The sequence below is a fragment of the Fibrobacter sp. UWB13 genome, from assembly GCF_900177805.1.
GTDB lineage: Bacteria > Fibrobacterota > Fibrobacteria > Fibrobacterales > Fibrobacteraceae > Fibrobacter.
The window spans coordinates 1,342,255-1,353,780 of record NZ_FXAX01000001.1 but is presented as its reverse complement, the minus strand read 5'-3'; the positions used below and the strand labels follow the sequence as shown (position 1 = coordinate 1,353,780).

The window sequence follows — 11,526 nt, the reverse complement described above, 5'->3', positions numbered from 1 at the left end:
GCGTTTTTTTTGAAAAAAAAGCAATTTTATCTATTTTTTGGATTATGGTTATTCTTGGTATTGACCCGGGCTCGATTACGACCGGATATGCGTTCTTGAAAAAGACCGGCATCCAGATTCAGGTGCTGGAATATGGCACATTCCACGCGAATGCCACTAAAAATCTCGAAGACAGGCTTGTGCATATCGTGACGGAGCTGGAAAAGCGCCTGGACTATTACCACCCGGATGCGCTTGCGATGGAAGGCGTGTTCTTTGCGAAGAACGTGAAGAGTGCGCTTGTGCTTGGGCATATCCGCGGGGCGATACTTGTGGCGTGCCACCGTCGCGGAATGACGTACGAGGAATACCCGCCGAAGGTCGTGAAACAGGCGGTTACAGGCAATGGTGCTGCCTCGAAGGAACATGTGGCGAATATGATTTTTGCGCATTTGGGAATCGCAGGCGGGGACCTCCCGCTGGATGCTTCGGATGCGCTTGCGATTGCATGGACTCATGCGAACCCGGCTCCGTTGGCGCAGTCGCTTTTGGATAAAAAGTCGAAACCTAAAAAGAAAACGACGGTACAGCAGTGGAAAGACTTGATTGAAAAAATGGGAGGGACGATTCAATGACGGACTTGTTGTCTCTGGATTTGTTGCCCTACGGTCTTGGAACGCCTGACTTGGTGGAATTCCAGCCGGGATACTTTGTAGACCGCGAAATTGTGGATGACTTGCGTGCTTTGTCAAACGAAGCCAAGGCGAACGGTTTTGAACTGCGCATTGAATCGGCGTACCGCTCGTTCGAAAAGCAACTTTCGATTTGGAACCGCAAGGCTCGAGGCGAACTCAAGCTCTTGAATGAAAAGGGCGAGCCGATGGAACGTCCGAAAGACGAAGAAGAGCTGATGTATGCGATTCTCACATGGTCGGCATTGCCGGGGGCGAGCCGTCACCATCTGGGGACGGACATCGACGTGGTCGATGGAGCTGCGTGCCCGGAGGGCTATGAGGTTGAGCTCACGCCTGCGGAGTGCAGTGGCATGTTTGCGAAGTTCCATGCGTTTTTGACGTCTCGGATGGAAGCTGGAACATCGTTTGGCTTTAGCCGTGTGTTCATTCCTGGGCGCGGAAAAATTAAGCCTGAAGGTTGGCACATTGCGCACTTGCCGACATCGCGTAAGCGCTTGGAGCATTTCTCGCTGGATACGCTGCGGAGCATCTATGAACGCTCGGACATGGAATGCAAACGTGTTGTGCTTGCCCGCTTGCCCAAGCTCGCGGAGGAATACATTTATCCTTACTTTATCTAAAATTTCGTTATTAGTTGTTTGTCAATAGTCATTAGTTTCAAGTTTGGCGGCTTCGCCGCATTAAAAATGCTAATGACCAATGACTAAAGACTATAGGCTAAGTTGATTATGAAATTTTCTCCAGATTCTCGCGGTATTATCCGGTTGCCTTCTCTTGAATATGGGCGTTCTGTATTGGGCGCGCCGCTGCTGTACTACCCGTGCAAGAGCGAATGCAAGTTGCTTGTAATGGCGGGGATTCACGGCGAAGAGCCGGAGACGACGTTCCTCCTGAGCCGCGTGCTCCGTGCTTTTGATGAGTCTTTTGAATCTATTGCGTTTATTCTGTGTGCCAATCCAGACGGTGTTGCTCTTGGAACGCGCGGGAACGCAGGCGGCGTGGACTTGAACCGCAATTTCAAGACGCAGAACTTCTCGACGGAAAAGGTCGGTTCGCGCTCGATTCTCGAAGCGTCTCGCGATACGCTTTTATCGCCGGGTGCATTTGCAGAAAGCGAACCGGAAACGCAAGCGCTTGTTGCGTTAATTGAAACGCTGAATCCTGCGAGCGTACTTGCGATGCATGCCCCGATGGGCTGCGTCGATGCCCCGCAAAAGACTACGCTTGTTGAGCGCGTGATGGATGCGTTCAACTTGCCTTGGCTACCGGACATTGGATACAAAACGCCGGGGAGCTTCGGGACGTGGTGCGGTGAACACCATTTGGAATGCGTGACGCTTGAACTTCCGCGCATGTCGCTAGAACAATTGTTTGACCGCTATGGTCGCACGTTAGCTGAATTCCTGGAACGCTTTGTGTCGCGCTAGAAAGCTTCTATAATCTCCATAAAAAGAAATGCCCGCTCGCGGCGGGCATAAATTCAAACTAAAGGCTAGAGACCAGTGACTAGCGACTAACCACTACTTCTTAGCAGCTTTAGCTTCTTCGATAATCTGCTTGCGGTAGATGAGGCCTACTGCAAAACCGATCACCATGTAGCTCGAACCGAGAATGAGCAGGTATTCGAGAATGTACGGCACCTTCGGGTTGTAGAAGAGGATTCCGGCAACATAGGTGAGCAAAATCAGCACAATCTGGAAAATGTTGAATGCCTTGTTCTTGCGCGGCTGGAGTTTCGGGAGGAACAACGGGCTTACCATCAAGAATCCTGTAACGACAAACACGATAATCGGGAGCCAGAAGAGGAACGTGTTGGAGTCTGCGAAAACGCCCTTGGTCATGAGGAACACGATGAGAGTTGCATTGACCATGCCTGCAAAGGTGGAGGGGAGGCCGGAGAAATGGTGGTGGTACGTGTCAGAATCGCAAGCATTGTACTTGGCGAGGCGCATGGCGGCACAGAGCACGTAAACGGCAAGTGCAACCGTCATCAGGAGCCCATGGTTCTGGAACCATTCCGGTGCGTAAATTTTGTAGGTGAAGAAAACGCAGAATGCCGGGGCGAGACCGAAAGCGACCAAGTCGGCAAGGCTATCGAACTGGGCGCCGAATTCAGAACTGGCGTTCACGAGGCGGGCGGCAAAGCCATCGAGCTTATCAAAAAGGGCACACAACATGACGAAGTAGGCACCCATGCGGATCTGGTCTGCCGTACTAAACGAACCGAACGCTCCGGTTGTCCAGCAAATGGAAAATACACCGAGCAAAAAGTTCAGGCTTGTGAAAGTATTAGGCAAAACAAAACGTAATTTTCCCACGATATACTCCTTAGAATGGTGTGCTAAAGATAATTTTTTTACCGGAAAAGAGGAACTTTTTTATTGATTATCCTGCGGTTCGACAGGCACAATTTCCCAAAGTGCGCTAACGCCAGCCGCTACAATGAGGTTATTGGGCGGTGCATAGGGGTTTTCTTCTGTCGGAAAGTTCGTCCAATGCTTGGTCGAAAACTGGTAGAATGTCGCCGGTCTGTACATGACTGGGAGCACAGGGACTGTTTGCATAAACAGCCTGTTGAGCTCTTGGTAGGCATGCGTAAGAGAATCTTCATTCGAAATTGTCGGGATATCGTTTAAAAGCTGGTTGATTTCATCGTTCTGGAAGCGCCCCTGGTTTGCGTAGGATTCTTCGCCGACGGGCTTGATGGTGGCATTGTTAAGCATCTGGTAGAATCTGTTCCACGGATTGGCGATGGAATGCTCCGAGGGTGGCGTCTTCATGGCGAGGTCGAACGTTCCCTTGCGGAGGTTCATGTCCCAAATGCCGTAGTCGACGATGCTCGGTGTTGCCGTAATGCCGATTTCTGCAAAAGATTCTGCGATGACGTTGATGGCGTCAATCCAGTCGGTCCACCCTTGCGGACATTCTATAGAAATATTGCGGACAAGTTTTTTCTTCTTGTCGAGGAGCTTGCCTTCTTCGTTCCAGGAATAACCTGCTTCGGAAAGAATCTCACGAGCCTTTTCTGTGTTATAGCTATAGCCAAGTTCGTCGGCATCTTCCTTGTTGAAGTACTTTTTTTCGATACCAAATGGGAGGATGAACCCGGGCTGCATAGCTGGGGTGTAGTTTGAAACCGCTCGTGCCTTGATTTTTTCAAAGTCGATGGCATGGGCGAGGGCGCGTCTGAAACTTACATTGTTAAACGGTTCTTTCGTGGTGGCGATGACAAGGGCTGTGATCGTTGACGGAAGGTGGTAGGGTTCGACGCGGCTCCAGGCGCGGATGCTGTCCTTTGTCTTTTCCCAAATTCTCGGGAGATAAATGGAGGATACGTCCAGATTCCCGCGGACCATCGCGTTATTGAAATTGTCGTTCCCGTCGTAAATCGGGTGGATGATGTACTTGGGAGCGGGCTTTCTTCCACCATATTTGCTCGTTTTCCAGTAATTTTCGACGCGCGTGAGCACAATCTGGTCGGGCGAGTAGTTTGCTAAGGTATAAGGTCCCGAAGCGACCGGTTGGTAGTCGTTCTTGAATTCGAGAATCTTGTCCATGTTGTAGCTCTTTCCGCTTTTTGCAGAATTGAGCAGAGGTTCAAAGACAGACTTGGGGAGGATCGATGTCTCGGCAATCGCATTCAGGACCATGAGCGGGTTTCTGTTTGCGGCGAGTTGGAACGTGATGTGGTTTTCGCTGTCGGCAGAAACGGTCTTGATATGCTTCCAGTTATTATGGTGAGCAGTCGGGAGAATGGAGTCGATTTTGAAGGAGTAAACGACATCCTCGACGGTGACCTTTTCTCCGTTATTCCACTTTGCCCTTGTGTCCAGATGCACGGTAATGGTCGAGTCCGTCTGGCTGTACGAATCGGCAAGCATCGGATCCAGATTCCCTGTGAGCTGGTTATAGGCGAGGAGCGACTCGTACATGAGTCTGATGTTGCCATCCGCTGGGAAATTCGGGTCTGGATCGAGCGGGTTGAACGTCGTTGGGGGTGCCCAGTCAAAACCACCTACGTAGAGAGTTTCGTTTCTGGGGTAATCGGATAACTTTGTCTTGACTGTCTTTGAAACGTCGTCTTTGCAACCTGTAGCCCAAAAGGCGGCCATTATGGAAAGGCTGCCTAGAGACACTATTTTTTTGAAATTAGCGGTCATGGTTATCCTGCAAAAACGAACTTGCTAAATGTAGTGAGATTTTGCAAAAATGACCACTAAAATTTAGTTTACCATACTCCAAGTTAGAGGGGGAACGCGTAAAGAACGTGCTTGGGGGAGGCTGTAAACAAGGCGTGGTTCAAAATGAAGGGGGTACCCGCGCCGCCTGGCGTGTTGAATGTCTTTACGATCTTGCCAGTTTTGATAGATATGGCGATAAGTTCGCTACCCTGGTCAATCCACGCTTTTCCATCGTAGATAAAAGGCTTGGAGAAAATGGATTTTTTCCCTTGGAATTTCCAAAGAGGAGTCCCGATGTTCGAATAAAGGAGAATCGACTGGTCTGCAAGCGAGATGATGATTTTGTCCTCGTTTTGGTCGCGTAGCACCTGCATCGAGATAATCGGATATTCCATGAGCACTTGTATGGGGCTGAATTCCTTGCGCTTTGTATTCTGCAGGAATAGCTTGTTTGTGCTGGAAACGAGAACCAATGTCGAATCGATACCTTCCATGGCGGTGATATTGACCTGGATTTTGTTTGTAGTATTATCTATGGTAAGCCCATTATCGTCATTGAGGCGAGTCAGTTCCCCATCAAGGTTGCAAAGTTGTAACGTACGGTTGAGCTTGACAACATGGAATGGCATGGAATAAACTTTGCGCGACCAGACAATGCTGTTGGTGTTACGGGAAATTTTGAGCAAGAATCCGTTCCAAGTGGCTGCGTAAATGTAGTCCCCGCTTATGGTAAAGTTAAAAGCCTTGCCGGGCAGCTGTAATGGCTTGTTGAACGAATCCTTGTTCATGTCGTAAATGTTCATCTGGTAGCCCGTTGATATCACGATGGAATTCTCGTCGGATTGGATGACGGGGGCGTTACCGATTTTACCGATGTACTTGCTCCAGCGCTGTTCGCCTGTTTCGGCATTGATGCAGATTAGCTGCTCGGTGGCGGGGTCTACCGTGTAGATGTTCTTTTTAGAACCCAGTAATTGAGGGTATAGCGTTTTCGGGGAAACGCTGAGTTGGCTTGCAAATGTGGCTCCGATGACTTTTCGGTAATACTTTAAGACGATTCGAGCAATTTGTGGGCTGCCTGTAGATAGCCTTACGGCTTCTGCCCATGCTTTCTGTCGGTCTTTTTCGGACGACTTTTTCCGCTCGAGGTTAAACGCCTTGAGGAAATGTGCTTCGGCATTGCCTGGCTCGTTCTTGATGATGGAATCGAGAATGGGGGAAATGTTATCCCAACGATTTCTCTTGGCTAAGTGTACAGCCTGTGAAGCAAGCTTGCTTGAGAATAGTGGGCGTTGACCGTAATAATGGGCGTCGATGGCGTAGATTTTTTTGTTGTCGAAAGGAACGTATATAAAACGTCTTTTGGCGACGGGCTGAGTCATGGGGGCTTTGGCAAAATTGAACCCCCATAGCGGGCGGAGCAAAGTATCGACGGTAATGACGGAACCTTCGTTTGAAAACAGTCCGAGGGTGCCTTGTGCGAGTGTGTATATGTTTGAAGCGTTAGCCCGGACGCTTGAAAGAATGGCGCCTGTCGTTCTGTTGTACAGGGTAATTTTTCCAGAAGCTTCTAGCGTGACTATGTTGTTTTCAAAATTCTGGAGGCTTTCGATATTTCCGATGGCAACTTTCCAGAGCGGGTTCTTTGTGTTTTGCAGCGAATAGCAGAACAGTTCGTTCCCGGAAACTAGGTATATGAGGTTTTTGAAGACGAATACTTTTTGGATGATGTCGTATAGGGCAATCGTAAACGTTTCTGTGGCGGTACTTGCAGAAACAAAGTGGAGTGCGTTATCGGGGCAGTTGAAAATAAAGTTGTCGTTGATAAATTGATCGTTTATGAGCTGGCAAGAGGCGTAATCGGTGTTTCCCTTGACGATAGAACCTTTGCGGTCGATTATGGAAAAGCCCTTGTCTGTGATGGCGATGGCGTTATTGCTTGTGGCTGTAAATTGGGAAATATTCTTGACTTCGAAAGAAACTTCTTGATTAGGAGCGTTGTGTGGCTTGTAAAAGAGCGAATCACGAGTCGGATTCTGGAACCACATCCCGTCGGCATTGATTTGCAGCAGGTGCTCGTTTTCGTTGAGCTTTGAGGCGATTTCGATAATCATACCGCTTTCGATTTTGGCGATATGACCGTTCTCGAAAAGGATGTTGGCATTTTTTCCATCGAAGAATTTACGGATGGGGCTGCGGAGCGGAATGGTCTTTTGCAGGAGCCTTTCCGGGGCAAAACTCGTGGCTGCGTCGCGTTGGGCGAGCCAATAAGATTTGCTTGTATTCTGGGTAAACGCCTGGCTTCGGCTATAAAAATGGTTTGCCTGAGCCTTGTTGCTCCCTAAATCGTAAATTTTGCCGAGATAGAAAAAGGCAAATTCCTTGTCATCGGCATCGCCCTGTCGGGATATCTTTTCGAGCAGCCTTATGGCGTCATCGACATCCCCTTTCATCTCGAAGAGGTAGATGGCTTCCTGGAGTTGCGAAGCCATCTTGCTTGCGAGCGCTTGGCTAGAAAACAGCGAACAGAGGGCGAGGATTGTAAGAATCCACGCCTTGAATATGTTTTCTTTTAGCCCAAGATTACGCATCGAACTTGTAGCCTGCTCCACGGATAGAAAGGATAATTTTTGGATTTGCCTGGTCGTCTTCGAGTTTGCGCCTCAAGTTCACGATATGGTTGTCAATCGTGCGTGTGGAGGGCATGTTATCCGGCGTGTAGCCCCAAAGATCTTGCAACAAGTCTTCGCGTAATACAACTTCGCCACGGCGCTGCCAGAAATACTTGAGGATTTGGAATTCCCTTGTGGAAAGTTCCAGCGGAACACCGCCCTTTGTGGCAACGAATTTTTTGAAATCCAGATGGATGTCTGCAAAGTCAATGGCATCGACGGAGGCAAGCTGCTTTGCCGGACTTGCTTGCGTCTGCAAGTCGATTCGGCGGAGGAACGCCTTCACGCGTGCCAAAAGTTCCAAAATCGAGAACGGTTTTGTCACGTAGTCGTCGGCACCCATGTCGAGCCCTGCGACTTTGCTCGTTTCTTCGGTCTTTGCCGTGAGCATGATGATGATGCATTCCGGATGCTTCTTGCGGATGATGCGGCAGACTTCAAAACCGCTTTTCTTCGGGAGCATCACATCCAGCAAAATCAAGTGTGGCTGGAACGAGTCCGTTTTTGCGATAGCTTCTTCGCCGTCGCATGCCGTTTCGACTTCGTAGTTTTCGAGCTCGAAGTTGTCCTGGAGCCCAAGCCGGATGATTTCTTCGTCTTCAACAATGAGAATTCTGTGTTGTTGCATAATCATTCTGCCTTTTTGAATCGTACGGTGAAGGTGGAACCTTTGCCGGGTTTACTGGTGAGAGAAATGGTTGCCTTGTGTGTTTCTGCCACGCGTTTCACGATGGCTAGCCCAAGTCCGGAGCCTTTTGTGCTGCGGGTCATTTCGTCACCGACTCTATAAAAATCATTAAATATATTTTTTTGTTCCGAAGACGGGATGCCTATACCGGTATCCGCCACGGAGAAAACGACTCTGTCTTCGTCGGGGGCGACCGTTATGGTAATATCGCCCGGAGCGTTAGTGTATTTGATCGCATTTTCAATCAAGTTTTGAACCAAGCTGTAAAGGGCTGTATAATCGCCAATGACAAATAGGTTCGGCTCAAGTTTTGTATGGAATAAAAGTCCTTTTTCGACGCCAATGTCTTCAACGTTATCGAAAACTTTCTGCACGCAGGCGGAAAAGTCGAGCTTTTCCCAATGGAAACCGCCTTTGCCGTGTTCCATGCGTGTGTAGTTCAAAATGGCGCCTATCAAGTTTTCCAGACGTGTCGCTTCCTTGCCGATAAGACCCGAATATTCCTGCACCTTCTCGACTTTTTGGACTCGTCCGCGAGCCATCATTTCGGCAAACATCTTGATGGAGGTAAGCGGGGTCTTGAGTTCATGCGAAATGCTCGAAAGAAAGTTCGCCTTCATGGCAAGGAGCTTGTGTTCTTGCGTGAGGAATCGGAACATCACGATGGAACCGAGCAACACTGTAATCAGCGAGAACGACAAAAGCCCATACATGAGGAACATGCGCTTGCGCGTTTCTTTCTTGATTTCGCTGAGACCTTTTTCGTATAAGGTCAAATTCCAAGAAATGACTTTGTCTAAAATGATCTGAGCCATCACGGCGGAACTGTCCGAAACATGGCCGAGGATAAGTGTCTTGTCAGAACCTTCGGTAATGGAGTAAGGGATGTTTTTCCACCCTTGAGCCGAAGTCTTGAGCTTGGAACGCATGCGCTCGCGGTATTCATCGATGTTTACCTTGGCTAGCACCACCTGGTCGCCTGAGAGGATCGGGTAGCTCATCTTGATGAACGTCGACTTGTTGTCGCTCATGATGTCGATGCCGCTCTTGGAAGTCGTTTCCTTGTTCAAGAGTGCTTGGACGATATCCTTGTTGCTAAAGAAAATGTCCATGTAGCCGAGCTGGCGGTTGAAGTTCTCGCGCAAATTCCAGAACGCTTCGCGTTTTTCCTGGCTTAAGTTTTCAAAAGAAAGAATCTGGGTAAATGCGGTTTCGAAGAAGAACTTTGCCGAAGGGAGGTTCTCGATGTTCTCGCTCTGCAAAAACTGGTTTAAGACTGCAATCGTGTAGTCTTCGGCTTCTTTGTGCTTCTTTTGTGCGACGAGAATTTCAAAGTGCAGCAAGTTGACGGAGCGGGTCAAGTCTGAATGGAGGTAGCCCTGCTGGTGTGGGTGCTCCTCGAGGATATTCAAAAGACGGAGCGCTTCGTCGTAGTCTTTGGTCTTGTAAGCAATGCGAACCAGTCCCAGGATGTTCTGGATCTGGTCGTCGATTGAATCGAATGAAAATCGCAGCTGACGAGCGGAGCGCGTGAGGTTTGCCGGCTGCGGCATGGCGGTATTGACCTCTTCGCGGAAAAGCATTTTTTCAAATGGACTGGCGATGCTGTTCGAGTAGTCTGAAGTCTTCGAAAAATGCTTGGACGAAATATCGGGGTAGATGAGCGTTCCGTTGTTGTACAGGAACATCGCCTCGATGCCGTTTACTGTCTTGAACTGCGTTGCATTTCCAAAGTCGAGTAGGCTATGCGGCTGTTCGTAAAGGTACAGCGAAGCGGACTTGACTTCCTGGAATATCTTGCTTTGTTCTTTGCTGATGGTCGATTCACATTCTTCGCGGAATGTCGCTACACTTTCGCTAAAGTTCTTTTGTGCAAGAAAAGCTTCGTTCTGGATGTTCCTTACACTCAAGAACGAGAGGATTGCCGTCGGTAAGACAATTCCTCCTGCAAAAAAGGAAAGAAAAAGAAGGTTGCTACGAGATATCCGCATTGGCGTCCATTTCCTTAAAATGGAATATGTGCCGACAATTCAGGATAATGGATAATAAGAACACTCCCAGCCATGAGGATGGCTAGAAGTGAAATTGCTATGCCGATTATAATCAATAAGTTCTTTGTCACTGGGCCAAGTTTGCTTGATGGGTTATAGAAACCTTGTGGCCAACTTCAATGCGGCGGCTGTTCGAATAGACTTCACGAACAAGAACTGTAGATTCGTTGTCGGTAGCTCTTGCGATGATTCCGCGTCCAAGGAGTCTCGGTGGGAGACCTGCATCGGACTTGTCTTCTTCCCAGATGGCAATGGCATCGCCGGTATTGTATCCCTGTTTGGTACCTTTGTCTACCATGACATAGGCATAAGCGCCAATGATGAGCATCGGATCCATGGTATAGCGAAGCATTGCCATTTCTTCGATCTTGGCTTCGGGGACTGCGGTGTAGCCGGTTACGTTCAAAATGTTAAGCGGCTGTTTTAAACGTGCCTTGGCATGGTCGAGCTTGATTTCCCTAAAGCTTTGGACAATCTTTGCTCTCGAAAGAGTATCGCCAATAGCGGTAATCTTTGCGTATCCCGTGAGCCTTACCAATGCAAAGTTATCATAGCTCTTGCCCTTGTTTGCGGGCACTTCGATAGCGCGTGCGTCAAGAATTTCGACGAGGTCACCTTTCTTGAGGTCGGCGTTCGTTTTACGTCCGATGCCTACGACAACTTCTGATTCCGGAATGTGGATAATCGGTTCCTTTTTTTCTCCAGAGCGGATAGAGAAGAATCTCTTGTCCTTTTTGATGGAATCGAGCGTATAGATTTCGGGGGCGAGAATCTGGTAGTAGCCGTTGAAAATCTTCGGTGCCGGACGCTTTTTATAAAGGTAAGTGTCGGCAAGTTTTTTCTTCTTGTGCTTCTTGTCCTTGTCGCGGAGATTCCCGAGCATGTTTTCGAATTCACCACTGCGGGCGTCTTTTTCGTCACAGCCTACGGATTTGATCCCCTTCGGCAAGTTGGAATCGGCGACTGCGGCTTCGCACGGTCTTGTTTTCGGGAGGCGGTAACCTTCATCGATGCCATCGCCTAAATAAATGGAGTCGCCCGGATAAATCCAGTGCGGGTCTTCAATGTGCCTGTTATTTTCCCAGAGGTCCGGCCATGCGAACGGATCGTTTAAAAATTCGGCACTCAAGTCCCAGAGGGTATCGCCTTTTTTGACCACATAGGCAGATGCAATCAGAGCTGAAAGACCAAGACAGATCGAAGCACATTTTAAAAATCGCATACTATTCCCTAAGCAAAATTTTGGTGTTATGTTAAATA

9 protein-coding genes are annotated in these 11,526 nt (G+C 48.7%); 3 read left to right on the top strand and 6 right to left on the bottom strand.

What is annotated here, in order from left to right; genetic code table 11:
* Positions 1–44: 44 nt before the first annotated feature.
* From ruvC to mpaA, 3 genes are all read left to right on the top strand, one after another.
* Positions 45–614: a crossover junction endodeoxyribonuclease RuvC gene (gene ruvC, locus B9Y77_RS05630; RefSeq protein ID WP_085490790.1), complete on the top strand. Its 570-nt coding sequence runs from the start codon at positions 45–47 to the stop codon at positions 612–614.
* Positions 611–1,294, top strand: a complete 684-nt coding sequence (locus B9Y77_RS05625; protein WP_085490789.1) for a M15 family metallopeptidase — start codon at positions 611–613, stop codon at positions 1,292–1,294. The genes ruvC and B9Y77_RS05625 overlap by 4 nt, the downstream gene beginning before the upstream one ends.
* Positions 1,295–1,402: 108 nt before the next feature.
* Positions 1,403–2,101, top strand: coding sequence for a murein tripeptide amidase MpaA (gene mpaA / locus B9Y77_RS05620; protein WP_085490788.1), 699 nt, complete (start codon positions 1,403–1,405; stop codon positions 2,099–2,101).
* 93 nt (positions 2,102–2,194) lie between these two features.
* On the opposite strand, the gene B9Y77_RS05615 is transcribed toward mpaA, so the two are convergent.
* The 6 genes from B9Y77_RS05615 to B9Y77_RS05590 form a co-directional block, all read right to left on the bottom strand.
* Positions 2,195–2,992, bottom strand: a complete 798-nt coding sequence (locus B9Y77_RS05615; protein WP_073423172.1) for a CDP-alcohol phosphatidyltransferase family protein — start codon at positions 2,990–2,992, stop codon at positions 2,195–2,197.
* Between the two features lie 60 nt (positions 2,993–3,052).
* Positions 3,053–4,786, bottom strand: coding sequence for an ABC transporter substrate-binding protein (locus tag B9Y77_RS05610; RefSeq protein ID WP_254899931.1), 1,734 nt, complete (start codon positions 4,784–4,786; stop codon positions 3,053–3,055).
* Positions 4,787–4,917: 131 nt separating this feature from the next.
* A complete protein-coding gene (locus tag B9Y77_RS05605) occupies positions 4,918–7,446 on the bottom strand; it encodes a PQQ-binding-like beta-propeller repeat protein (RefSeq protein ID WP_085490786.1) in 2,529 nt (842 codons plus the stop codon).
* Complete coding sequence (locus tag B9Y77_RS05600; protein WP_244536424.1) at positions 7,439–8,161, bottom strand: response regulator transcription factor; 723 nt, start codon at positions 8,159–8,161, stop codon at positions 7,439–7,441. The genes B9Y77_RS05605 and B9Y77_RS05600 overlap by 8 nt, the downstream gene beginning before the upstream one ends.
* A complete protein-coding gene (locus B9Y77_RS05595) occupies positions 8,158–10,206 on the bottom strand; it encodes a sensor histidine kinase (protein ID WP_085490785.1) in 2,049 nt (682 codons plus the stop codon). The genes B9Y77_RS05600 and B9Y77_RS05595 overlap by 4 nt, the downstream gene beginning before the upstream one ends.
* A 127-nt stretch (positions 10,207–10,333) precedes the next feature.
* Positions 10,334–11,488: a LysM peptidoglycan-binding domain-containing protein gene (locus B9Y77_RS05590; protein ID WP_073423167.1), complete on the bottom strand. Its 1,155-nt coding sequence runs from the start codon at positions 11,486–11,488 to the stop codon at positions 10,334–10,336.
* Positions 11,489–11,526 lie beyond the last annotated feature (38 nt).